Source organism: Pseudomonas sp. REP124 (assembly GCF_020164475.1).
Lineage (GTDB): Bacteria > Pseudomonadota > Gammaproteobacteria > Pseudomonadales > Pseudomonadaceae > Aquipseudomonas.
Genome location: NZ_JAIQWX010000007.1, coordinates 23875 through 46233, shown reverse-complemented (window position 1 = coordinate 46233; position 22359 = coordinate 23875). Strand labels below are relative to the sequence as shown.

Here is a 22359-nt window from a genome sequence, read left to right as displayed (position 1 = left end):
AAGCTTGCTCGCGAAAGCGGTGTGTCATGCAATGAAGAGGTTGAAGCTACCAACCCCATCGCGAGCAGGCTCGCTCCCACAGGTTTTGTGGACCCACGCAAATTTTGCGGCCAACCAAAACCACTGTGTGGGCTTGCTCGCGAAAGCGGCGTGTCAGGCAATGAAGATGTTGGATCTGCCGGCCTCTTCGCGAGCAAGCCCGCTCCCACAGGTTCGGTGGGTGTACGCAAAGTCTGCGGCCAACCAAAACCACTGTGGGAGCGGGCTTGCCCGCGATGGCGGTGTATCAGGCAATGAAGATATTGAAGCTACCAACCCGCGATCTTTTGATCCTGCTTTTAGAAGATCGCAGCCTCGTTGCACTCGACAGCCCCAACGGGAAGTGAGCACCCCGAATCTCATCTGATCCGTATTTTTCATCGCTTTCTGCCTCTGTAATGCACTCAGTTCACCCCGCACAATAGCGGCACGTTCCGCAGTCACACATGCGGTGCACCGCAAAACTCAATGTGCAGGAGGCCTTATGGGCAAGATGGCGATTTTTCTGGGTGGCTTTCTGGTGGTGACCATTCTGATTGGCATGCTGGCGACGATTTCGCCAGTGTGAGCGAAGCTGTCTATGATTGACCGGGATTGATTCATTCCTTGAGGTCAACATGGCTTTGACGCTTCTGCTGCGCTGCAGCGATCTGGACGGCACGCGCCGGTACTACCGCGACACCCTGGGCTTCACCGTGTTCGACTCTGCGGAATCGACCCTCACGGTGGTGCTGGATGATTGTCGGATCACCTTCACGCAGCAGGACCTGTGGGGCACTGCGATGGCGTGCTCCGGCACGATCTACTGCGCGATTTCCGAAGTAGATCGGTACTACGAATCGGTCAAGGACAAGGTCGAGATTGCCTGGCCGTTGCAGGACATGCCGTACGGATCACGGGAGTTCGGCGTGCGCGATTGCAATGGGTATTACCTGGCGTTTGCGCAGCTTTCGGCGGTTGGCTGATCCGGGTTTTGTGGTGTTGTGCAGGGCCTTTCGCGGGCGAGCCTCGCTCCTACAGGTCCAGTGAAGTCCTGTACGCGAAGGCGTCCGACTCAATGCTTCTGCATGATCTGAATCAGATTGCCGCAAGTGTCATCAAACACCGCCGTAGTCACCGGCCCCATGGCCGTCGGCGGCTGGGTGAATCGCACCCCCGCTGCGCAGAGCCGCGCATACTCGGCGTGCACGTCCTCGACACCGAAGGACGTGAAGGGGATGCCATCCTGTTTCACCGCCGCCATGAACGGCTTCGCCGCCGGATGCGCGTCGGGCTCCAGCAGCAATTCCACACCATCGGGATCGCCGGGAGACGTGAGCGTCAGCCAGCGAAACTGCCCCATGGGAATGTCATGCTTGAGCTCGAAACCCAGCACATCCCGATAGAAGGCCAGCGCCTTGGCCTGGTCATCGACCATCACACTGGTTACTACGATTTTCATTCATCTCTCCTCCCTGTTGATCGCCCGATCTGGCTTGGATAACGAGTTGCTATTGTTCGTTAGCGATACGTTACGCGTTTCTGCTGAACATGAAATCTGGAGTGAACATTCTCGCGATGCACGTCCAGACACCGCTGGCATCCAGACAGCCCGCGTCATCGTTGGCGACCATCGCGAGCATGCTCGCTCCTACAGGGGCCGGTTCGTCCGGTAAATGCGATCTGTCAGGGAAATACCGGCTCACGGTGCCTATGCTGACACCGGCCAGTTCCATCGCATGGCAGCCATCACTTACCGGCAAGGTGAACAGATGAACCGCACGCCTAATGATCCTGCAACCGAAACCAACCCGACGCGCCGGCTGGGCAAATCCTATCGCTTCGCCGACGAGCACATGGACCTGTTCTTCATGGCCGCGCTGGGCTGGGGGCCGTCCGGCGGTCTGGATGTCGGGCAGGCGTACTACATCGCCGACCACATCGTCGATGGCGACCCCGATAGCTGGGTGAACGCCTTCTGCGATTACGGTGACTATCTGGAGCGGCAAGCCAGCGAATGGCTGGCCAAAGGCTGGCGGCGTTCGGCGGGAGAGATGCGTTTGAAGGCATTCGCCAGTTACCGCTCGGCCTGGCAGTTTGCCGGTCCCGGCGAGCGCTTCTGCGAGTTGTACGCGCAGCATCAACGCGCTTTCGATCTGGCCATCGCCGAATTGCAACTGGCGGGCACCCGTTTCGAAATCCCTTGGAAGCACAGTTATCTGGCAGGGCATTACTTTGCCAATGCCGATACTCAGGCACCGCTGGTGCTGGTGATCGGCGGATCCGATACCTGTCATGAAGACCTGTTCCTCACCGTGGGGCGAAATCTGCTGGAGCGCGGCTACAGCGTGGCCCTGGCCGACTTGCCGGGACAGGGCGACGCACAGGCCCGCGAGTTGTACTGGGAGGCGCAGGCGGAACAGCCGATCGCCGCCGTGATCGATCATCTGGTCGCGCACTTTGGTGCCCGAGCAGGGCATATCGCCTTGCTCGGTCTGAGCCTGGGCGGTTACTTCGCCTGCCGCGCCGCCGGTTACGAAAGCCGATTGGCCACGGTGATGGCCAGCACGCCGCTGCCCGATGCGGGCGAGATGTTCGCCAGGTCGGTCAAGGCCGTCACCCACGACTACAACGCTGGCCCCATTTCCGCGGCGGGGATGCGCAATCATGAGACGACCTTCTGGAAAGCCGGTGCGACGACGCCCGAGGAACTGGTTCAGCGCACGGACCTGATGCGCGCCGATCCCGAGCGGGTCACGCTGCCGTTCCTGTCGCTGCTCGGCGGTGGCGAGTCGGACCTGTTTACCGGACAGTCGCGGGCCTGGCACTCGACCATCGCCTCAACCCGCAAGTCCCTGGTGGAACTGCCGGCGCAGACCGGTGCCGACGGTCATGTGCAGGTCAACAACCGGTTGCGCCTGGCGCAGGAGTGCTGTGGTTGGCTGGACGATCTGTTCGCCCGAAATACGCCGTCCCTGTAGGAGCGAGCACGCTCGCGATGAACGTCCAGACACCGCGGGCATTCAGACAGCCAGCGTCATCGTTGACGACCATCGCGAGCGTGCTCGCTCCTACAGGGTTCGGGGTCTCAGCTCTGCGGTACTACCCGCGCTTCGCTGCCGGCACCCTCGACATACACCGCCATGCCCTTGGTCAGCGCCGGATTGGTCGGCTGGGTCACCGACACCAGCACGCCGCTCTTGGTGCGCACGATGATCTGCTGGGCGTCCTTGGGCTGGTCATAGGCTTTCTTTTCCGCGTAGTTGCCACCGGCCGCACCGGCCAGGGCGCCGGCGATCATGGCTACGTCGCGACCGGTGCCGCGACCGATCAGGCTGCCCAGGCCGACACCGCCCAGGCCACCGAGGATGGCGCCGACACCGCTGTCGTGGTTGGTCTGCATCTGCGTCTGGGTGATCTGCTCGATTTTCCCCGAGCGAATCTCCATTTCACCGGCGCCGCCGCTTCCGGCATCGACCGCGACACACGCGCACAGCATCAGGAAAGACAAGGATAGGGTCAGCCAGGCAGCGATGGTTTTCATGGTCAAGCTCCTGTTTCGATGACGGCGTAGTAGATGAGATCAAGTTGCAAAGACACCTCTAGACGTTAGTCGAAATTGTCCGTTGTGTAGCTTTGGCACATAACTCCAGCTCATCGCACTGCTATTTCACCGGGGTCGTCTGCTTGATATCCCCGCAAAACAGATCGAGGTTGCCGCTGTCCGCGGTACTGCGCACGACCACCGAGTAATCGCCGGACAGCAGTTCGGACCTGGCGATCGGTGCGATGCGCGAGAACGTCCAGCCTTTGACGGGCTGGCGCTGGGTGTTGACCTGTTCATTCATGGCAAAGGCAACGGCGCCGGGTTGCTGGCAGCTGCCTTTGTAGATGAATGACTGCACCCGCAAGGGCAGGAGCACGCCGTTGGGAACACCGCTAATGAAGAAACTCAGTCCGGTTTTCTGCTCAAGGTCCGTCAGGGTGACATTGCCGATCTGACCGGCGTTATGCCGGGTGGCCGTCAGTGGAACGTTGACGCCGGAGTCTGACGAAGAGCTGGCGCATCCGAGCAGGCTGGTGCTGATGATGAAGGCGGCAAGCGGGGTTGTGAGCTTCATTGCCAAACTCCTGTGTCGAAGAACTGCAATGGGGGGAATCAGCGGTATAGCTCACATTTGGGGTTGGTGCGGGAAACTCGTGGGAAATTGTGCTCATCGGCGCCTATCGTCGAGTTCATAGACGACTCTGCGTAACCATGTTCAGACGCTTCCGATCGGGCTGAAAATCGCTACTGCCCCTGCCGGTTCGATCACAGTATTGTGTATGCAATCCTTATCGTTTTCTTGCGTGAGTGCCAACCCTTGAAGAGCCGAGCATTAATGATTGGGGTGGACATGGGCACCTCCAGTACAAGAGTCGCTGTCATAGACGACCAAGGTGTTCAACTGGCTGCAGCAAGTCGTCCCACACGCTTGTTGAATCCTGCACGACAGGTCTTCGAGCAATGTCCTGACGAGATGTACGCTTCCGTGTTGTTGGCCATCAAGGATGTACTAACCCTTTTCACGATCAATCCGGGTGAAATTGTCGGCATCTCGATCTGCGGGCAAATGGCCGGAATTTCTACAGTCGGCCGCGGCTGGCAGGCGACAACGCCCTACGACTCGTGGCTGGACATGCGTTGTGTTCAACAGGTGCAACGGCTCAAACCTTACGAGCAACAGATCGTTCAACGCTCGGGTGCTCCGGTCAGTGCCAATCACGCCGCCAAGTGGCTGTATTGGCGCGAGGAACAACCCGATACGTACCGCAAGATCAGGAAGATCATCATGCCCGCCGCTTACGTGGCCGGGCGTATGGCGGCTCTGGACAGCGATGCGGCGTTCATGGACGACACCTACCTTGGCTTCAACAGTTTTGCCGACAGCCAGGCCTCAGGATGGAATCATTCGCTGATTGATGAATTTCAACTGGAACATGATCGATTGCCGCAATTGGTCAAACCCTGGGATCGCATCGGCTCGGTCAGCGCCGAAGTGGCTAGTAGCAGCGGGCTGTTGGCGGGCACGCCGATTTTTGCGGGGTGCGCGGACATCGCTGCATCTTTGCTCGGTACCGGGGCATTTCAGGCGGGGCAACTGTTCGACATTGCGGGCACCGGTTCGGTGCTGGCGACTTTGCTGGACCACTACGCGGCAGACACCCGGCACAACACCCTGGCGACGTTCAGGCACTGCATCCCGGAATTGTATTACTCGATGGCCTATGTCGGTGGCGCAGGGCTCACGCTGAAAAAATTCGGCCTCACCGAAAGCGAGTGCGGGCAGTTGGAATTGCAGGGCCGTTCCATGTTGAGCGAGCGCAACAAGCTGCTGTTTCTGCCGCACTTGGGTGGATGTCATGCGCCTTTCGAAGCCGCGTTCTGCGGGGCATTTGTCGGCCTTGACTGGAGTCACGATCGTACCGACCAATACCGGGCAATGTTGGAGTCAATCGCTTACGAGTACGCACGTTTCCTGCAATGCATGAAGGACATGAACATCGATATTCGCGAGGAGGGGATTATCAGTCTGGGTGGGGGAGCCAACAGTCAGCTGTTTCGCCAGATCAAGGCCGATGTCCTGGGCATACCTTGTCGCAAACTGCCCGTTGCCGAGTCCGGTGTCCTGGGCGTCGCCTTGATCGCCGGTCACGGCGCTGGCGTGTTCGCAGATATGAAGCAGACCGCGATCGACTGGCAGAAGCCGGTCGAATGCGTGTCCTTGCCGGACCCGTCCAGGCAGCGGTTTTATGCCGGCATGCGCAAGGCCTACGAGCATATGTTGGCCAACCTGCGACCGGTACTGAGCGATCTGCAATCGGTGTCGCTCGACTGAATGCTATGGCATCGCGCGCTTGAGTTCGCCGGTGGGGGAAGTCAAAAGGTGCCGTGCGGGCATGTCCAGACTCTTGAAATACTGAACGGCAAAATCAACGAACGACTTGACCCGCGGCGGCAGCTTCTTTCCGCCTTCGGTGAGCAGGTGAAAGCCTGCGGTCGGGCATTGATAATCCTCGAGCAACGGCACCAGTCGTTTCGCCTGAATGTCGTCCGCCACTTCCCAGACTGACTTCCAGATAATGCCCAGCCCCTGGACTGCCCACTGTCGCAAGGTGAACCCGTCGTTGGCCAGCCGATTGCCCTTGACCTGAATCGTGGTCGGCACGCCGTTTTCCATGAACTTCCAGCGATCGAGCGCGAAGTCTGCCCGCAACTGCACCAGGCAATTGTGCTGGTGCAGGTCCTGCGGCGTGAGCGGAGCGCCGTAGCGCTGCAGATATTGGGCAGAGCAGCAGACCACTGGCCGGTCTACACCCAGGGAGCGTGCGATCAGTGAGCTATCGGGAAGATCCCCGAAGCGGATTGCGATGTCCGATCCGGATTCCACGAAATCGAGGATCCGGTCAGTGAAGAACAGGCGGATGCTGACGTGGGGATTGTCGCGCAGGAAAGCGTCGACCAACTGGCTCACCCACTGTCGACCCAGATCGGTAGGGCAGGTCAGACCGATTGTGCCGAGCAGTTCGCTGTGACCATTTTTGATGATGCTGTCCAGGGTATCGACTTCTTCGAGAATCCTGAGCGCATTTTCAAACAGCAACTGGCCTTCGGCGGTCGGGCTCAAGCTACGGGTGTTGCGCTTGAGCAGGCGCAACCCATAGAACTCCTCCATGGCCTTGAGGCGCCCGCTCATGGCTGCAGGTGACAAACCCATCTGTCGGCCTGCGGTGGAAAGTGAGCCTGTCTGAACCACCAGACGAAACAAACGCATGTCCTGTAATCGATCGACCATGATGATTTATCTCGCAATCCGGATCTTTTAATTGTTCGGAAAGTATCGGTCGATTGTTCAGTTAATACCATGAATTAATTCTTCGAAGCCCAGCGGCAGAATCTTTAAAGTTGGCTCTGGATAAGGCTTTCAGACGATTTGTGAACCTGATTCAAATGAGTTTGTTGTTGGGTTCACCTTACGGGGAAAGTGAAAAGTCAATTTTTTAAAAGTGAATAGAAAAGTTGGGGGGATTGTTAATAATGAATGCCAGAGTTTGTGAGTCACCCATAAAGAGGGTTTAAACATGCGCGTTCAATATCAAGAGGCCGCCACTTCGATCGACCTGGCCGGCCAATTCAAAATGGCGATGGGGCGTTTTGCCTCTTCCATCACCCTCATCACCACACTTGACGAAAATGGCCAGCCCCACGGTCTGGCCGCCACCGCATTTTCGTCGGTGTCGATGGCCCCAGCATCGGCTCTGATCTGTATCAATCGTACCGCGAGCGCTTCACCGATCATCAAGCGTTCCGGGCTGTTCTGCGTGAATATGCTGCAAAGTCAGCATGAAGATATCTGCAAGATTTTCAGCCAGCCCGACCTGCGCGAAAGACGCTTTGTCGACGGTGACTGGTGCACCGGCATGCATGGAATTCGCTATCTGGCCGATGCACAGGCGGCGATCTTCTGTGAAGTCGTTCAGGAGATTGAACACGGAACACACACCGTGATTATTGGCAATGTCATCGATGTCATCACTCAATCCGTAGAAGAACCATTGTTGTACATGGGAGGGCGTTATCGCGCGTTGAATCATTAATCGGTTAGTCATGCTGGCTCGGTCTTATAACAATTAAATAACAAGTGGATGTGGGTATGAATAATCAGGTGCTGGTCAAGTCAAGCCGGATTGGCTCGATACCGAAGTGGGTTGGACTTGAATCCAATGTCGCAGGACCGACGATCGGACTTTTGTTGTTGTGTGCAGTGTTAAGCGTCTTTACCGATAGTTTCCTGACTTTGAGCAATCTGCTTAATGTGCTCGACCAAGTCACGGTGTTGGGCATCATGGCGCTGGGTATGACCCTGGTCATTCTCATCGGTGGTATCGATCTGTCCGTCGGCGCGGTACTGGCCGTGGCAATCATGGTCATGAGCTGGCTGGAACAGGTGCTCGGATTGCCAATGTGGATGGCGATGCTCGGTGCCATCGCCGTCGGTGCGGCTTGCGGTTCGACCACGGCGTTGCTGGTGGTCAAGGCCGGGTTGCCATCGTTCATTGCGACGCTGGCGATGATGTCGATCGCTCGCGGCCTTGCCTACATGGTCACCGATGGCGCCCAGGTCAGTGGCTTCCCCGAGTGGTTCAGCAACCTCTCGGTCATTCGTTATGGCGGCGTGCTGTCGCTGACGGTGACCTGCTTCGCGGTGCTGGCACTGCTGTTCTGGTTCGTCCTCAAATTCACGGTTTCCGGCCGCAGCCTGTACGCCATCGGCGGCAGCAGCAAGGTAGCCAAACTCGCCGGGATCCGGGTCAAGGTTTATACCAGCGCCGTGTACATCATCTGCGGAATCTGCGCAGCCCTGGGCGGCATCATCATGACGTCGCGCCTGGACACAGCTGGTGCCGGCGCCGGAGTCGGTTATGAGCTGGATGTGATCGCCGCGGTGGTCATCGGCGGCGGCAGCCTCAAGGGCGGGGCGGGCAGTGTGGTCGGCACCATCATCGGTGTGTTGATTATCGGCGTGCTGCGCAATGGCCTGAATCTGGCCGGGATTTCTCCTTTCGTCCAGCAAGTAGTCATCGGCGCCGTCATCGCTTTCGCCGTGATGCTTGACCTGCTCAAACGCAAGACTGACTGAACTCAGGTTGTCGCCCGAACGGTCGTCGTCTACCTGCCAAAATAACAAGGATAAAAACATGAACCTGCCTTCTGTTTCAGCGCGTTTCCTGTGGCTGCCGCTGCTCGGCTGCCTGTTGTCCACCAATGTGTTTGCACAGGTTAAGCCTGCGAATGAGATCACCGTCGGAATGTCCATTCCGAGCCTGCAATGGGTGTTCTACCTGATGGTGCGCGATGGCGTGATGGAGCAGGCCAAGAACCTGGGCATCAAGAATGTGCTGGTTGCCGACGCCCAGGCCGACCCTGCGCGGCAAGTCAGCCAGATTCAGGACATGCTCAGCAAAGGCATCGATGTGCTGCTCTACACCGCCACCGGAAGCGCCGCTTCTGCGGTGCCGGTACGGCTGGCGCGCCAGCAGGGCATACCGGTTATCTGCATCGACAACTTCCCGAAAAACGTCGAGTGCGACGCTTACATCTCCACCGATAACCTGGCTGCGGCCGGTGAGTTGGCGCGGCAAATGATCAAGCTGACGGGTGGTCAGGCCGAGATTGGTTTGCTTCAGGGCACCCTTGGTGACTCGACGGAAGTCACCAGAGCCAAAGGCCTGGATGCCGTTCTGGCCGATGCCCCCGGCATGAAAATCATCGACCGCAAGCCCACCGACTGGCTCCAGGACAATGGCTTCAAAGTGGCGCAGGACATGTTGCAGAAGAACCCGAAAATCAACGTGTTCATCGGCCGTTCCGATGCACCGGCGCTGGGAGCCGCGCAGGCCGTCAAGGTGGCCAATATCGATCACAAGGTCTGGGTTTTTGGCTATGACGGTTTGCCTTCGGCTCTGGAAGCCATTCGCGACGGCAAGATGGACATGACCATCACGCAGCAGGCCGTGGAAATGGGGCGCCTGGCCTTGCGCACGGCTGTCGACCTGCAGCAGGGCAAGACCGTGAACAAGACTCAGCTGTTGCCAGCCTTCGTCACCACGCGTGAAAACGTGGCGACCTTTCTTGAACAGCATCCTTGAGTGCGGTGAAGGAGGTCACGTCATGAATGCGAACAAATCCGCTCAGGCACCGTTGTTCAGGGCCAGCAACATCGGCAAGTCATTCAACTCGGTTCGGGTGCTGGAAGACATCAGTCTCGATATCGGCTACGGAGAAGTGGTGGCATTGCTGGGGGAAAACGGTGCAGGCAAGTCGACCTTTTCCTCAATCGTTGCCGGGGCGCTGGCGCCTTCCAAAGGATCAATGTTTCTGGCCGGCGAGCCCTATGCGCCGAATGGTCCGGGCGCCGCCATGGCCCAGGGCATCAACATGATTCATCAGGAAATTCATTTGCTGCCCGACTTGAGCGTGGCGGAGAACGTTTTTCTCGGTCATCTGCCGATTTCCCGAGGCATGATCGACCGCCAGACAATGCACCGCGAAACCGAGAAACAACTGCGCCGCCTTGGCCTGGACATCTCCCCGCAAACCCCGGTTCGGCAGTTGAAGATCGCTGCCCAGCAACTCGTGGAGATTGCCAGGGCGCTCACACTCAACTCGCGCCTGCTGATCCTTGACGAGCCTACGGCCGCCTTGGGTAAAGACGAAACCGAGTTGCTGTTCAAGCAGATTGAGGAGCTGAAGAAAGAGGGCGTTTCATTCATCTACATCAGTCATCGAATGGACGAGATTGCCCGGATCGCCGACAAGGTTGTGGTCATGCGCGATGGCCACCTTATCGCGCGTCATGACAGTGGTCGTACCGATGTCAGCGTGCTGGTGTCGCAAATGGTCGGTCGACCGATCGAGCGGTTGTTCCCGGAACTGCCCGAGCCCCTTGACGCCACGGTACTGCGTGTTGATCGGCTATCGGACAAGTCCGGTCGCTTCCACGATGTGTCGTTCGCGGTCAGGGCCGGGGAAATTTTTGGTATTGCCGGCATCGTCGGCGCAGGTCGCACCGAGCTGGTTCAGGCGATAGCCGGGTTGAGTGCGGTGAGTCAGGGCGAAGTGCTTCTGGATGATCGTCCGTTGCCGGCCAACAACGTGCAGGCGGCGATCCATGCTGGGGTCGTGTTGATCCCCGAGGACCGTAAGACCGAAGGCGTGATTCTGAATCAGACCATCGCTGAGAACCTAGCTTACTGCAACCTCGATAGCCTCAGTTCGTATGGCGTCGTGGCCCACCAGCGGATGGCAGCGTTCGCCCGAGAGCGAATCGCGATGCTGGGGATCAAGGGCTCGGCAGGGCAGATGCTCGACAAGCTGTCCGGCGGCAACCAGCAGAAAGTGGTCATCGCCAAATGGATCGCCCGTAATCCGAAAGTGATCATTCTGGATGAACCCACCCGCGGCATCGACATGGGCGCACGGGCGGCGATTTATGAGTTGATCATCGATCTTTCCAAAACCGGTGTTTCGGTGATCGTCGTCAGCTCCGATCTGGAAGAAGTCATCGGCCTGTCCCATCGGGTGATGGTCATGGCGCGCGGCTGCTCCCAAGGCATCCTGCATCGGCCGCAGATTGCCCCCGACAGCATCATGACGTTGGCCACCGCTTGATGACGGGCCGCGCAAGCGGCTCTTGAAACTCTACCCATACCTTGCACGTTGCGACTTGCAGCGCCGGCATTGGCACGCCTGCAAAACGAGTACGCGACATGAAAACGGTGTGTTGTGCAGAAAATCTCGCAGCACGCCAGTCACTGAAAACAGCAGGAGAACGACATGAAACTCGCTATGTTCATGCAGCCCCTTCATCACAAGGGCTGGGATTATCACGAGATGTACGATCAGGATATTGCCTGTGCCGTGCATGCCGACAGCGTCGGTTTCGACGAACTCTGGGTCGGCGAACACACCTCGCAGCGCACCGAGCCGATCACCAACGCACTGCAATTTCTGTCCACGCTGATTCCGCTGACCCGACGCATGAAACTGTGCACCGGCGTATTGAATCTCCCGCACCATGTTCCGGCGCGAATCGCCGCCGATGCGGCCATGTTCGACCATATGTCCAAAGGGCGTTTCATCATGGGCATCGGCCCGGGTGGGCTGGCATCCGACTTCGAGGTCTACGGCAGTAACGGCAAGGATCGCGGGCAGATGATGGTCGACTGCTACGAGATGATCCGGGCGATCTGGAATTCGGACGCGCCCTATGATTTCTCGGCAGGGCATTGTCAGGTCAGTCTCAAGGATTCGGTGCACCATGAGCTGGAAATCGGATATATGCCCAAGCCCTTCCAGAAGCCTTTTCCACGGGTAGCGACGACTGCCATGAGTCCGTTTTCCGGAACGGCGAAACTCGCCGGCGCCATGGACTGGGACTTGATGTCTGCCAACTTCAACCCGACGGCGACCGTCGCGTCTCATTGGCAGGCTTACTGCCAGGGTGCCGAGAGTGCCGGGCTCAAGGCTGACGCCAACAACTGGCGCGTGGCTCGTTCGGTATTCGTCGCCGACTCCCAGGCCCAGGCCGAGGATTACCTGGCTCAGCAGAGCTGCACGTTGCGCCGCTATTTCGATTACATGATCGATAACCTGGCCACCAACCATTACACCAAAATCTTCAAGACCCGTCCCGACATGACGGACGAGGAAGTGACGGTGGATCACTGCATCAAGGAAATGGTGATTTACGGCGACGTCAACTCCGTCACCGAACAGCTGGTTGCGTTCAGCGAGCAGACCGGGCCGTTCGGCACCCTGATGACCACTTTCCATGAATGGGATGACCAGGACCTGTGGCGACGCTCGATGGAGCTGACCGCGCAACAGGTGATGCCGCGTCTCAACGATTACATGACCCCTCGATTGAAAGCGCAGTGATCGCCTGATCGCGATTGCGCTGGGCTTTTGCGGCCGCATCCCGGATGTGGCCGAAACTTTGGTAATGCGCCTGGACAGGATATATGAACGATTTGACAAGGCAGGACCTGCGCGAAAGTGTTGAGCACGACTTCGAACTGACCGACCAGGAGCTGGCCCGCTTGCGGGAAAAGGCACAATTCATTCGCCTGGAAACGATCCGGCTGATCGAGATCGCCAAGGTCGGGCACTACACCTCGGTGTTCTCGGCGGCCGAGCTGTTCGCCGCGCTGTATTACGACGTGATGGACCTGCGGTTTGCCGAGCCGAAATGGCCCGACCGCGACCGCTTCATGATGGGCAAGGGACATGCGGCGGTCGGGTTGTTCCCGGTCCTGGTGGAGTGGGGCTTCTTCGAGAAAGAGATTCTCGACAATTACACCCGCCTGGGTAACCCGTTGGGCGACCATCCGGACATGCGCAAAGTCCCAGGCGTGGACTTTTCCTCCGGCTCCATCGGCCACGCATTGTCCGGCGGGTTGGGCATGGCGCTGGCCGGGCGGATGCTCGGCAAGTCGTTCACCACCTACGTCATGCTCGGTGACGGAGAGATGCAGGAAGGTCAGGTCTGGGAGGCAGCGTTATCGGCGGCCCACCATAAAACCCGAAACCTGGTGGCGATCATCGACCGCAATGGCTATCAACTCGACGGCAACGTCGACGATGTCATCGGCGTCGAGCCGTTGGCGGACAAATGGATCGCCTTCGGTTGGGAAACCCATGTCGTCGATGGTCACGACCTGGCGGCCGTCACACGTCTGCTGCGTCGCCTCAAGGCCGACTCCACGCGCACGCAACCGGTGTGCATCATCGCCAATACCGTCAAGGGCAAAGGCGTGTCCTACATGGAAACCGAGCCGGGCTGGCATTTGGGGTATCTCGACCCTGAAGACGCGCAGCGCGCTATCGACGAAATCAAAAGCAAGGTGATCTAAGCCATGAATACCGCACCTCTGTCCAAAAACTCCTGGCAGTACCGGGAACTGAACAGCCAGATTCCCAGCCTGAATGCCTTGTCGGATGCCTTGATCGAGCTGGTCGAGCAGGGCGAGCCCGTGGTGGCCGGCACCGCGGATCTGCAGTACTCCAACGGCCTGTCGAAATTCGCCGGGTTGCATCCTGAGCGTTTTGTGCAATTCGGCATTTCCGAGCAGAACATGGTGTCTGCGGCCGCCGGAATGGCGGCGGTGGGCATGAAGCCTTTCGTGGCGACCTTTGCCTCGTTCCTGCCTTTGCTGTGCTGCGAACAGATTCGCATGGATGTCGCCTATTCGGCGTTGCCGGTGCGGCTGATCGGGCACCACGCCGGTATTTCCCTTGGCTTCTATGGCACGTCCCACCATGCCACCGAGGACTTGGCGATCATGCGTTCGATTGCCGACCTTACGGTAGTGGCTCCGGCCGACGGCAATCAGCTGAAGGCTGCGATTCTCGCTTCGGCGAACTATCCGCAACCGATCTACTTCCGTATCCAGCGCGGCCGCGATCCGGTGGTGTATGAAACCGTTCCTGAGTTCGTTTTCGGTAAAGCCACGGTGCATTCGACCGGGGAGGAACTGACCATCATCGCAACCGGCTCCACGGTGCACCCGGCACTCGAAGCGGCCCGTGCCTTGAATGCCGCCGGACGTTCAGTGGGCGTGATCGACATGACCACCATCAAGCCGCTGGACCGTGAGGCGGTACTGACGGCAGCGCGCAACAGCCGGGCCATCCTTACCGTGGAGGAACACAACATCATCGGCGGACTGGGCGGGGCGGTCTGTGAAGTCATCGCTGAATCGGGTGTTGCTGTCAAAGTGCGGCGTCATGGCATCTATGACGAGTACAGTCTGATCGCACCCCCAACCCACCTCTACAAACACTACCGTCTGGATGCCGCCGGTATCGAAAGCGTGGCGCTGGAAGTGTTGGGTTAAGAGAAGGTTCTTTTCAGGTTACCTGGCCTGGCGTGCGGCGAGGGCGTTCATTGAAGAACGTCCTCGTCGCACGTTTTTTTATGGTCGGTTTTCAGGGGAAGGGAGTGTTACCACTGAACGTCGCTGGTTTCGATCCATTGCAGAATCGATTCGCGCTGAGGTTTCCAGCCCAGCAGAACGCGGGCGTTTACCGCGCGCACGCGACTGTTGGAGCCAATGGCGAATCGGGCCCAATCCCCCAGTTCAGCGATGGCTTCATCCGCTGGCCAGCTTTGAATGTCGCCTTTGAAGCCCAGCGCCTTGCTGATGGACGTAGCGATTTCGAGGAACGATGCTTCGCCGTTCTCGGCGAAAAAAATCGATGCAGACGGGGCTTTCTCGATGGCCAGTCGATAGAGCTCCGCCAGATCCTCGATGTGAACGTTGGACCAGCGATGTACCCCGGCGCCCATATAGGCGCCAGCACCGTATTTGCGAGATTGGGCAAACAGCTTGGGCAGTTGATCGCTTTTCGACGGCAGGCCCAGGGACTCCCCATAAATCATGGTCGGACAGAACACGATACTGCGAATCCCCTGTTCGACCCCGGCGCGCCGAACGATCTGGTTGATCTCGACCCGATCCTTGCGGATGTCCATCGGCGTGAATGGAGTCTCATCGGTGAAGATGTCGGCGCGCTCGTAAGCGCCACGGGCATCGTCACCGACGACGCTTGAACCCGATGTGTGCAACAGCACCTTTCCACTGCCACTCAAGGCCCGGATAAAGGTCTGCACCGAGGCCAGGTGGTCCGAGTTCGCGGCGTTGACCACCACATCGGCCAGACGCGCCTGCTCGCTGAGAATGAACGCATCATCCAGAGTGCCCAGCACAGGCGTGATACCCAGTGCCTGCAACGCGCCGCGCTGTTCCGGGTTACGCACCAGACCGCTGACTTCATGGCCTGCATCGACCAGGTACTTGGCCACGGAGCCGCCGATGTAGCCGGTCACGCCAGTAACGAAAATCTTCAATGTCTTGTCCTCGTATCGTGTGTGATTTCTGTCCTTCCTTTCGGATAAAGACAGATATTCCAGTTTCAGGAACACCTCACCATACGATCGGTACTATTTATGAGCTAGACTGTTTGAAAGACAATCATCTGTGAATTCAGTTCGTGATCAATATCAAAGACATCAATCGATCCGGTGAAATGGAAGTCTTCACCCGGGTCGTCAATGCCGGGACTTTTTCCGAGGCTGCACGGCAACTGGACATGTCGCCATCGGCCGTCAGCAAATTGATCAGTCGCATGGAAGTCCGCCTGGGCGCGCGGCTGCTGCATCGTTCAACACGACGCCTGGAACTGACTGCGGAAGGCGAGCGATTCAACAGCGAATGCCTGCGCATTCTCGAACTGATCGACTCTGCCGAGCGCGACATCGGTAACGTCAGCAAACCCAGCGGACTGATCCAGGTCAACGCCAATCTGCCTTTCGGCCTGCATTGCCTGCTGCCACTGTTGCCGGAGTTTCTCCTGGCCTATCCGGACATCACGCTCAATGTGGAGCTGACCGACACAGTCGTCGATTTGATGGAAAGACGCGCTGACATCGCTATCCGTACCGGTCCGATGAAGGAGTCGAGCCTTGTTCAGCGGCGCCTGGGTGAGAGCCGCATGATCACGGTGGCTTCACCGGCTTATATCGCTCGTTTCGGACGACCGGAAAATCTCGACGAGTTGCAACGGCACAATCGACTGGGCTTCGGTTTTCATCGGCATTCTCAAGCCTGGGTGTTTCGTGGGTTGGATGGCCAGCGCATCGAAATCGAGCCAAAGGGCAATGTGCTTCTGAGCGATGGTGAAAGCATGCGTCGTTCGGCGCTGGCGGGGTTGGGAATAGCCCGGCTGGCGAATTTTCATATCCATGAAGATCTGGAAGCAGGGCGCCTGGTGCCGATTCTGGAGGATTACGATTGCGGTGAAACCGAAGCGATTCATGCCGTTTTCATCGGTCCCGGGCAGCAACTGCCCCAGCGTGTACGCGTATTTATCGACTTCCTGCTGGATAAGCTGGCGCCGCAGTTAGTGGCTGAATAGGCGGGGTGCTTTCAGTCGTTGGTGAAATCAGTTTTCAGCAACCCTTGATAATTCTCGTCCAGGGGCTGGGGCATGATGATGCGCATAACGACAATAGAAGGCAGCTCCCATGGATTACCAACTGGTTGGAAAAACCGCACTGATCACCGGTGGCGCAACGGGTATCGGCAAGGCCATCGCTCAGCGCTTCATCATGGAGGGCGCTCGCGTAGTCATCAGCGGACTTCATGAAAAAGAGGTTGCAGAGGCGCTCGCGGAACTGGGGGATCACGCCCAAGGGATGGTTGCCGACTTGACCGAGGAAGGCGCGGCCGAGCGTCTGGTGGCTCTTGCCATCGAAGCCGGTCCCATCGACTTTCTGATCAACAACGTGGGCATCTTCGAGGTGCGCGACTTTTTTGAAACCGATGATGCTCAGTGGTTTCACTACTTCAACGTCAATGTCATGAGTGGCGTGCGCATGACTCGGCTGGTGATGAAATCGATGCTTGATCGCGGTCAGGGCTCCATCGTGTTCATCAGCAGTGAGTCCGCGGTCAAGCCACAGCCCTGGATGGTTCACTACGGCGCGATGAAAACCTGCCTGCTGGGTGTTTCCAGAGCCTTGGCGGAACTGACCAAAGGCACGGCTGTGAGGGTCAACTCGATACTGCCAGGCCCCACCTCGACCGATGCCGTGAAGCGATATCATCGGGAAATCGCCGAGCAGAAAGGCGTCAGCACCCAGCAAGTGGTTCAGGATTACTTCGACGATACCGAGCCGACATCACTGATCCGTCGCATGATCGAACCCGATGAAGTGGCCAGCAGCGTGCTGCACCTGGCCGCGTCGCCTGCGCTCAATGGCATGGCGATGCGCATGGAAGGCGGGACCATTCGCTCGATAATTTGAGTGATTGTGCAGCGTGCTCACCAACGTCATTGTGGAAAGCGTTCGGGATCTGAAAAACACTTCATCAGATGGTCATACACCAACCGCACCCGCGGTGGCACCGGCCCCGAGTGCGGACGATACATGATCAGTTCGAATGGCCCCGGTGCATCGTCCTGCATGACCTCCACCAATTGCCCGTCGGACAGGTACGGTTCGGCCAGATAGGTCGGCAACTGCCCGAAGGCGAACCCAGCCAGCACGATTTCCCGCTCGGTTTCCGGGTCGTCGCAGGTGAACGCCGGCGACACCGGCAGGAACGTCTGCCCATCGGCCAGCATCCATGGCCACGGGCGGCCGTTGCTGCGATCCATCAGCATCGACAGCGGCAGGCGCTTGAGTTCCTCGACCGTTTCGGGGCGCTGAACCCTGTCGAGCAAGGCGGGCGCCGCGACGATTTTCAGCACCACCCGGGCGACCGTCCTGGCGATGAAGCGCCGATCTCGCACTGCGCCAACGCGAACGCCGATGTCGATCCGGCTGGCCACCGCGTCGGTGATCTGGTCATCCAGGCTCAGATCGATGCTCAGGCCCGGGTTTTCCTCCATCAGCGGCTTGAGAAACTGCGTCAGGTACAGCCTGCCGATGGCGTGCGGCGCGGTGATGCCGACGCGGCCGACGATGCCTTTCTCCTGCTGCTTGCTGTTGACGACGAACAGCTGATCCACCCGATCGAGGGTTTCCCGGGCCTGCAGGGCCAGTTCGGCGCCGAAGGTGGTGACGTGGACCTGGCGGGTGCTGCGATGGAACAGCAGTTCGCCGAAGGTGCGCTCCAGCTCCTTGATCGCTCGTGTGACGGTTTGCGGCGAGGTGCCCAGGCGGGTGGCGGCTTCGCGAAAGTTGCTGGATTCGGCCGCCACCGAAAAGATCCGGATCAGCTCCATGCGGTTGAGCATTGTCGTCTACTCCGTTCCATAAAATGGAATTCTCAAATCCGAACTCTTCCATTTTCTGATGAATAAAACCAGTAGAGACTGAGCCCATCAACCCAAGCAAGCCTCTACAGGAGCACTGAACCATGAGTAACAACATCCAGGGCAAAGTGGTCGTCATCACCGGTGCAAGCAGCGGTCTGGGCGAAGCAACGGCTCGTCATCTGGCGGCGCTCGGTGCCCATGTGGTGCTCGGCGCCCGTCGCCAGGATCGTCTCGACACGATCGTCCGGGAGATCAGCGCTGAAGGCGGCAAGGCGGTCGCGCTGGCGGTCGATGTCACCCGCCGGGAGGACTTGTCCGCACTGGTCGACAAGGCTGTCCAGGCCTTCGGCCGGGTCGATGTGATGATCAACAATGCCGGGCTGATGGCGATCTCGCCGATTAACGAACTGCGCGTCGACGAGTGGGATCGCATGATCGACATCAACGTCAAAGGCGTGTTGTACGGGATTGCCGCCGCCTTGCCAGTGTTCGAAAAACAGCGCAGCGGGCACTTCATCAACATCTCGTCGGTGGCCGGCATCAAAGTGTTCAGCCCGGGCGGTTCGGTCTACAGCGGCACCAAATACGCGGTGCGCGCCATCTCCGACGGCCTGCGTCACGAAGTCGGCGGCGATATCCGCACCACGACCATCGAACCGGGTGCGGTGGAATCCGAGCTGAAATTCGGCAGCGGCCACCAGCCGAGCGCCGAAGTGGTGGGCGAGTTCTACAAGAAGGCCATTCCGGCCGCGTCGGTAGCACGGGCCATCGCTTTCGCGATCGAGCAACCGGCGGATGTGGACATCAACGAGATCGTCCTGCGCCCGACTGCGCAAGACTTCTGATTGATTACTTGATTGAAAGCGCCCTGGCCGAAAGGTCAGGGCGCTTTTTTATGGGCGAGTCATTTTCTGCATTGGGCCAACACCACCTGGCAGGTGTCGGGCGTGCCACCGGAGCGGCCGGCATAACGCATGCAGTTATCCATGGATTTCTTGCGCGCCATGCTCAGGGTAGAGCCCCAGGCCAGGCCGCCTTCTCCCACCGTTGGGAGCGCCTTGGCATAGCAGGGATCGCCCAGGGTCGCGACCGTTTGGCGAGCCGTGGAGGGTTTGCCCGCGCATCCTGCTGTCAGCAGCAGATCGATGGCGAGCAGCGAGAGTAGGGCCCATGACGAGCAGGGGCGCACAGAAAGTCCGGGCATCCTGTTTCCCCTTAGGCCAGAGGCCCGCCGCGTGATGGGGCGGGCTGTCTGATTAGCTTAGACGCTGCAATGCCGACGCCTTCGACCGTTCAGCGGAGCTGGCGGGCGAGTTCAGGGCAGGGTCATGGTAACCAGGTAATTGCCGGCGCGGATCGGTTTGCCCTTGGCATCCACCAGGGCGTATCGCTGGTCGTAATAGCGGTCCGGGCCACTGTCGGCGAGCAGTTTGACGCTGGTCATCGAGGACGCCTGATCGATGTTGATCGCATCGAAGGCAGTGGCCCGGGCGAGGGCAGGGCAGGTGTTGAGTTCCAGTGTTCCCGCCGTGGTGAGCGAGGAATGGCAGGGGCGTTCGACGATACTGCCTTCGAAGCGGATGCTGTTCTGGGCGACGGCGGTGGTTGCCAGGGGCAATATTGCGAGCAGGCTGAGGACGACAGGCAGAGAGTTGATCTTCATTGCGCACACTCCTTTGCGTTGTAAGGAATACGTCGTTGGAGGTGAGCGTACTGATGTTTTTTCCAGATCGCGAGGGGGATGTGCCGCCTTTGTAGGAGCGAGGCTTGCCCGCGAATAGGCCAGGTCAGTCAACACACTCGTTGAATGACCCACCGCCTTCGCGAGCAAGCCCGCTCCCACAGGGATTTGTGGTTGGACACTGCATTGGCGACAGCTGAAATCCCTGTGGGAGCGAGCCTGCTCGCGATGGCGGTGGAACTGAGCACATGGATATTGAATGTGCCGGCCTCTTCGCGGGCAAGCCTCGCTCCTACAGGTTTTGGCATTGTTGCCAAATGCTGCGACCGACACAAATCCCTGTGGGAGCGGGCTTGCTCGCGAAGGCGGTGGGTCAGTCGACATCACCTTGTCTGAAACACCGCCTTCTCGAGCAAACCCACTCCCACAAACTGCGCATTTCCTCAGTCCGTACGCAGTGGCTCGGTGCGGGTCTGGGTGCTGTCCACCAGGCGCAGCGTGTCGCGTCCGGCGCGTTTGGATTGGTACAGCGCCACATCGCCTTGTTCGATGATCGCGGTCAAACTGGCCGGCGGATGGTCGAACAGGTGGGCGCCGATGCTCAGGGTGACCGCTTCCGGGGTGTCGAAGGCCCTGGAGGCCGCGTCGTAGAAACGGTCGCGCAGGGTGTTGCCCAGCTCGACGATCCGCTTGTCCGACGCATCCGTGAACACAATCACGAACTCGTCACCGCCCAGCCTTGCCGCCAGCGCACCTTCAGGCAACTGCGAAACGATCATCTCGCTCAGCGTGACCAGCAAACGGTCGCCCGCGCTGTGGCCATACAGGTCGTTGACCAGTTTGAAATTATCGATATCGATCAGCAGCAGGGCGCCCGGGCGTTCGGCTGAAACATCACTCAACAGGCGCAGGGCCCGCACTTCAAGGGCACGGCGGTTGTACATGGCCGTCAGCGGGTCACGTTCGGCCAGGCGGGCGATCTTCTTCTCGCGCCGATAACGCTCGGTGCCGGTCATCGACAGCGCGATCAGCATGATCGCCATTACCCCTTCGACCAGCGAAATCTGAATGATCTCACCGCGCAGCGACGCCAGATCGATCAATGTGCCCGGGACCACCGCCGTCAGTGCCTTGGCGATGTAGAAAACACCATGCCCCATCAGCACATAACGCAACTGCACCGCCCCCACGCTCAACGATTTGCCGTGGGGCCGCAAAAGGTAACTGGCCCTGATCGACAACAGCGCCACCAGCAGCGAATTGGCCACCAGCATGATCTTCGACCAGGACGGATCCTCGGGCAGAAGCAACAAAGCCAGCCAGGCCACGAAAATCAGATACCAGGCCCGGCTCAGACGTGCATTGGTGAAACGCGCCACGCCCAGCAGGAAAAACCAGTGCGCCAGCACCAGCAGACCGTTGGCGAACCAGATACCGATCAACAGCAGGCCGCTCATGCGCAGCAGGGCAAGGGTGGAACCTACGGTGATCGTGGCAAAACCCGCACTGAAACACAGCAAAGACGTTTCCCGAACGCTACGCCACTCCACCGCCAGATACAGCGCGGCAGCCGCTGCGAGAGCGACTGAAATTGTCAACATTGTTGGAGGGTCGAGCGCCATAGCCTTGTTGCCTGTCTGATTTTGCAATGAATGGGCGCGATTGTAAGGCTTGGGCCGATTTTTCGCAGGTACCGCCGTTCCAGTTGAGTGGATGCGGTAGCTGCCCGGGGGGAGGGCAGCTAGCGGTTGTTCTCCTTATGAGATCCGCGATTCGCCCGCTGCGCCCATCAAACGCTCAACGGTAGCTCCACCGCGTGAAAAAACCAGCCAGACAAACAACAACACACTAATCCCAATCAGAACCGACGAAACCGCAATCACCGGCTCGACGGACGCAAACCCCTTCATGCGCAAGGTCAGGGCCCCCAGCATCACCGGCACGCCGATGTTCCAGCTCCAGAACTGGGCGGTGGCGATGCGTCCCTCGGTGGTTGCGGGGCAAACGGTGCCGATGAGGCCGAAGAGTGCCATCGACACCCAGCCCAGCAGATTGATATGGGCGTGGACCGCGAAGAGTGAGTGGTCGCCGGAGGCGCCCATTGTCACGCCCAGGCCGACGCCGATGGCGAAGTAGACGACGGCGAGCCGAAACCAGGTGTTTGAACGGGGGTTGTGATGCATGGCTTTCACCTCATGCGCCCTGAGGCGCGCTCAGTTGCTTGGCGATCTTTGGCGCGTGGGTGGGCTCATGGGGGCGTCCACTTGTTGGCGCCTTGGGTTGTGCCTATTAT

At 59.0% G+C, this 22359-nt stretch carries 23 protein-coding genes; 13 read left to right on the top strand and 10 right to left on the bottom strand.

Going from position 1 to position 22359, the window contains the following annotated elements; genetic code table 11:
- The first annotated feature begins 656 nt into the window (after nt 1-656).
- On the top strand, nt 657-1004 hold the full coding sequence (locus K9857_RS03350; RefSeq protein WP_224533487.1) for a VOC family protein: 348 nt from the start codon (nt 657-659) through the stop codon (nt 1002-1004).
- 89 nt (nt 1005-1093) lie between these two features.
- On the opposite strand, the gene K9857_RS03345 is transcribed toward K9857_RS03350, so the two are convergent.
- Entirely contained in the window at nt 1094-1480 is a 387-nt protein-coding gene (locus K9857_RS03345) for a VOC family protein (RefSeq protein ID WP_224533486.1), read from the bottom strand.
- A 310-nt stretch (nt 1481-1790) separates the two neighbouring features.
- Here K9857_RS03345 and K9857_RS03340 point away from each other — a divergent pair, with 310 nt between their 5' ends.
- On the top strand, nt 1791-2999 hold the full coding sequence (locus K9857_RS03340; protein WP_224533485.1) for an alpha/beta hydrolase family protein: 1209 nt from the start codon (nt 1791-1793) through the stop codon (nt 2997-2999).
- 107 nt (nt 3000-3106) lie between these two features.
- Here K9857_RS03340 and K9857_RS03335 read toward each other — a convergent pair whose 3' ends face one another.
- The gene (locus K9857_RS03335) at nt 3107-3562 is read right to left on the bottom strand and encodes a glycine zipper 2TM domain-containing protein (protein WP_224533484.1); all 456 of its coding nucleotides are present in this window, start codon (nt 3560-3562) and stop codon (nt 3107-3109) included.
- A gap of 121 nt (nt 3563-3683) precedes the next feature.
- The gene (locus tag K9857_RS03330) at nt 3684-4139 is read right to left on the bottom strand and encodes a hypothetical protein (RefSeq protein ID WP_224533483.1); all 456 of its coding nucleotides are present in this window, start codon (nt 4137-4139) and stop codon (nt 3684-3686) included.
- 261 nt (nt 4140-4400) lie between these two features.
- Between K9857_RS03330 and K9857_RS03325 the strand changes: the two genes are divergently transcribed.
- The gene (locus tag K9857_RS03325; protein WP_224533482.1) at nt 4401-5897 is read left to right on the top strand and encodes a xylulokinase; all 1497 of its coding nucleotides are present in this window, start codon (nt 4401-4403) and stop codon (nt 5895-5897) included.
- Nucleotides 5898-5900: 3 nt separating this feature from the next.
- On the opposite strand, the gene K9857_RS03320 is transcribed toward K9857_RS03325, so the two are convergent.
- Nucleotides 5901-6854 carry a LysR family transcriptional regulator gene (locus tag K9857_RS03320; protein ID WP_224533481.1) on the bottom strand — a complete coding sequence of 318 codons (954 nt, stop codon included), beginning with the start codon at nt 6852-6854 and terminating at the stop codon, nt 5901-5903.
- Nucleotides 6855-7140: 286 nt separating this feature from the next.
- Between K9857_RS03320 and K9857_RS03315 the strand changes: the two genes are divergently transcribed.
- From K9857_RS03315 to K9857_RS03285, 7 genes are all read left to right on the top strand, one after another.
- Nucleotides 7141-7656, top strand: a complete 516-nt coding sequence (locus tag K9857_RS03315; protein WP_224533480.1) for a flavin reductase family protein — start codon at nt 7141-7143, stop codon at nt 7654-7656.
- A 200-nt stretch (nt 7657-7856) separates the two neighbouring features.
- Nucleotides 7857-8699, top strand: a complete 843-nt coding sequence (locus K9857_RS03310) for an ABC transporter permease (protein ID WP_224533479.1) — start codon at nt 7857-7859, stop codon at nt 8697-8699.
- A gap of 58 nt (nt 8700-8757) precedes the next feature.
- A complete protein-coding gene (locus K9857_RS03305; RefSeq protein ID WP_224533478.1) occupies nt 8758-9708 on the top strand; it encodes a sugar ABC transporter substrate-binding protein in 951 nt (316 codons plus the stop codon).
- A gap of 22 nt (nt 9709-9730) precedes the next feature.
- Nucleotides 9731-11230 carry a sugar ABC transporter ATP-binding protein gene (locus tag K9857_RS03300; RefSeq protein WP_224533477.1) on the top strand — a complete coding sequence of 500 codons (1500 nt, stop codon included), beginning with the start codon at nt 9731-9733 and terminating at the stop codon, nt 11228-11230.
- A 165-nt stretch (nt 11231-11395) separates the two neighbouring features.
- The gene (locus tag K9857_RS03295; protein WP_224533476.1) at nt 11396-12499 is read left to right on the top strand and encodes an LLM class flavin-dependent oxidoreductase; all 1104 of its coding nucleotides are present in this window, start codon (nt 11396-11398) and stop codon (nt 12497-12499) included.
- 83 nt (nt 12500-12582) lie between these two features.
- Nucleotides 12583-13473: a transketolase gene (locus K9857_RS03290; protein WP_224533475.1), complete on the top strand. Its 891-nt coding sequence runs from the start codon at nt 12583-12585 to the stop codon at nt 13471-13473.
- Nucleotides 13474-13476: 3 nt separating this feature from the next.
- Complete coding sequence (locus K9857_RS03285) at nt 13477-14457, top strand: transketolase family protein (RefSeq protein WP_224533474.1); 981 nt, start codon at nt 13477-13479, stop codon at nt 14455-14457.
- A gap of 107 nt (nt 14458-14564) precedes the next feature.
- Here K9857_RS03285 and K9857_RS03280 read toward each other — a convergent pair whose 3' ends face one another.
- The gene (locus K9857_RS03280) at nt 14565-15470 is read right to left on the bottom strand and encodes an NAD-dependent epimerase/dehydratase family protein (protein WP_224533473.1); all 906 of its coding nucleotides are present in this window, start codon (nt 15468-15470) and stop codon (nt 14565-14567) included.
- 143 nt (nt 15471-15613) lie between these two features.
- Between K9857_RS03280 and K9857_RS03275 the strand changes: the two genes are divergently transcribed.
- Together K9857_RS03275 and K9857_RS03270 are read left to right on the top strand one after the other, a co-directional pair.
- Nucleotides 15614-16537, top strand: coding sequence for a LysR family transcriptional regulator (locus K9857_RS03275; RefSeq protein WP_318011741.1), 924 nt, complete (start codon nt 15614-15616; stop codon nt 16535-16537).
- Nucleotides 16538-16646: 109 nt separating this feature from the next.
- A complete protein-coding gene (locus tag K9857_RS03270; RefSeq protein WP_224533472.1) occupies nt 16647-17429 on the top strand; it encodes an SDR family NAD(P)-dependent oxidoreductase in 783 nt (260 codons plus the stop codon).
- 26 nt (nt 17430-17455) lie between these two features.
- Here K9857_RS03270 and K9857_RS03265 read toward each other — a convergent pair whose 3' ends face one another.
- Nucleotides 17456-18364 (bottom strand): LysR family transcriptional regulator, encoded by a 909-nt coding sequence (locus K9857_RS03265; protein WP_224533471.1) that lies wholly within the window; start codon nt 18362-18364, stop codon nt 17456-17458.
- Nucleotides 18365-18486: 122 nt separating this feature from the next.
- Here K9857_RS03265 and K9857_RS03260 point away from each other — a divergent pair, with 122 nt between their 5' ends.
- On the top strand, nt 18487-19230 hold the full coding sequence (locus tag K9857_RS03260; RefSeq protein ID WP_224533470.1) for an SDR family oxidoreductase: 744 nt from the start codon (nt 18487-18489) through the stop codon (nt 19228-19230).
- A 59-nt stretch (nt 19231-19289) separates the two neighbouring features.
- On the opposite strand, the gene K9857_RS03255 is transcribed toward K9857_RS03260, so the two are convergent.
- From K9857_RS03255 to K9857_RS03240, 4 genes are all read right to left on the bottom strand, one after another.
- Nucleotides 19290-19589 carry a hypothetical protein gene (locus tag K9857_RS03255; protein ID WP_224533469.1) on the bottom strand — a complete coding sequence of 100 codons (300 nt, stop codon included), beginning with the start codon at nt 19587-19589 and terminating at the stop codon, nt 19290-19292.
- A 111-nt stretch (nt 19590-19700) separates the two neighbouring features.
- Complete coding sequence (locus tag K9857_RS03250) at nt 19701-20048, bottom strand: type 1 fimbrial protein (protein ID WP_224533468.1); 348 nt, start codon at nt 20046-20048, stop codon at nt 19701-19703.
- A 461-nt stretch (nt 20049-20509) separates the two neighbouring features.
- Complete coding sequence (locus K9857_RS03245; RefSeq protein WP_224533467.1) at nt 20510-21688, bottom strand: GGDEF domain-containing protein; 1179 nt, start codon at nt 21686-21688, stop codon at nt 20510-20512.
- 135 nt (nt 21689-21823) lie between these two features.
- Nucleotides 21824-22249: a hypothetical protein gene (locus K9857_RS03240; RefSeq protein ID WP_224533466.1), complete on the bottom strand. Its 426-nt coding sequence runs from the start codon at nt 22247-22249 to the stop codon at nt 21824-21826.
- Nucleotides 22250-22359: the final 110 nt, after the last annotated feature.

What these genes read in the sequence shown, in the direction of transcription:
- K9857_RS03350 (WP_224533487.1), top strand. Translation starts at nt 657, where the DNA reads ATGGCTTTGACGCTTCTGCTGCGCTGCAGCGATCTGGACGGCACGCGC.
- K9857_RS03345 (WP_224533486.1), bottom strand. Translation starts at nt 1,480, where the DNA reads ATGAAAATCGTAGTAACCAGTGTGATGGTCGATGACCAGGCCAAGGCG.
- K9857_RS03340 (WP_224533485.1), top strand. Translation starts at nt 1,791, where the DNA reads ATGAACCGCACGCCTAATGATCCTGCAACCGAAACCAACCCGACGCGC.
- K9857_RS03335 (WP_224533484.1), bottom strand. Translation starts at nt 3,562, where the DNA reads ATGAAAACCATCGCTGCCTGGCTGACCCTATCCTTGTCTTTCCTGATG.
- K9857_RS03330 (WP_224533483.1), bottom strand. Translation starts at nt 4,139, where the DNA reads ATGAAGCTCACAACCCCGCTTGCCGCCTTCATCATCAGCACCAGCCTG.
- K9857_RS03325 (WP_224533482.1), top strand. Translation starts at nt 4,401, where the DNA reads ATGATTGGGGTGGACATGGGCACCTCCAGTACAAGAGTCGCTGTCATA.
- K9857_RS03320 (WP_224533481.1), bottom strand. Translation starts at nt 6,854, where the DNA reads ATGGTCGATCGATTACAGGACATGCGTTTGTTTCGTCTGGTGGTTCAG.
- K9857_RS03315 (WP_224533480.1), top strand. Translation starts at nt 7,141, where the DNA reads ATGCGCGTTCAATATCAAGAGGCCGCCACTTCGATCGACCTGGCCGGC.
- K9857_RS03305 (WP_224533478.1), top strand. Translation starts at nt 8,758, where the DNA reads ATGAACCTGCCTTCTGTTTCAGCGCGTTTCCTGTGGCTGCCGCTGCTC.
- K9857_RS03300 (WP_224533477.1), top strand. Translation starts at nt 9,731, where the DNA reads ATGAATGCGAACAAATCCGCTCAGGCACCGTTGTTCAGGGCCAGCAAC.
- K9857_RS03295 (WP_224533476.1), top strand. Translation starts at nt 11,396, where the DNA reads ATGAAACTCGCTATGTTCATGCAGCCCCTTCATCACAAGGGCTGGGAT.
- K9857_RS03290 (WP_224533475.1), top strand. Translation starts at nt 12,583, where the DNA reads ATGAACGATTTGACAAGGCAGGACCTGCGCGAAAGTGTTGAGCACGAC.
- K9857_RS03285 (WP_224533474.1), top strand. Translation starts at nt 13,477, where the DNA reads ATGAATACCGCACCTCTGTCCAAAAACTCCTGGCAGTACCGGGAACTG.
- K9857_RS03270 (WP_224533472.1), top strand. Translation starts at nt 16,647, where the DNA reads ATGGATTACCAACTGGTTGGAAAAACCGCACTGATCACCGGTGGCGCA.
- K9857_RS03265 (WP_224533471.1), bottom strand. Translation starts at nt 18,364, where the DNA reads ATGCTCAACCGCATGGAGCTGATCCGGATCTTTTCGGTGGCGGCCGAA.
- K9857_RS03260 (WP_224533470.1), top strand. Translation starts at nt 18,487, where the DNA reads ATGAGTAACAACATCCAGGGCAAAGTGGTCGTCATCACCGGTGCAAGC.
- K9857_RS03255 (WP_224533469.1), bottom strand. Translation starts at nt 19,589, where the DNA reads ATGCCCGGACTTTCTGTGCGCCCCTGCTCGTCATGGGCCCTACTCTCG.
- K9857_RS03250 (WP_224533468.1), bottom strand. Translation starts at nt 20,048, where the DNA reads ATGAAGATCAACTCTCTGCCTGTCGTCCTCAGCCTGCTCGCAATATTG.
- K9857_RS03245 (WP_224533467.1), bottom strand. Translation starts at nt 21,688, where the DNA reads ATGGCGCTCGACCCTCCAACAATGTTGACAATTTCAGTCGCTCTCGCA.
- K9857_RS03240 (WP_224533466.1), bottom strand. Translation starts at nt 22,249, where the DNA reads ATGCATCACAACCCCCGTTCAAACACCTGGTTTCGGCTCGCCGTCGTC.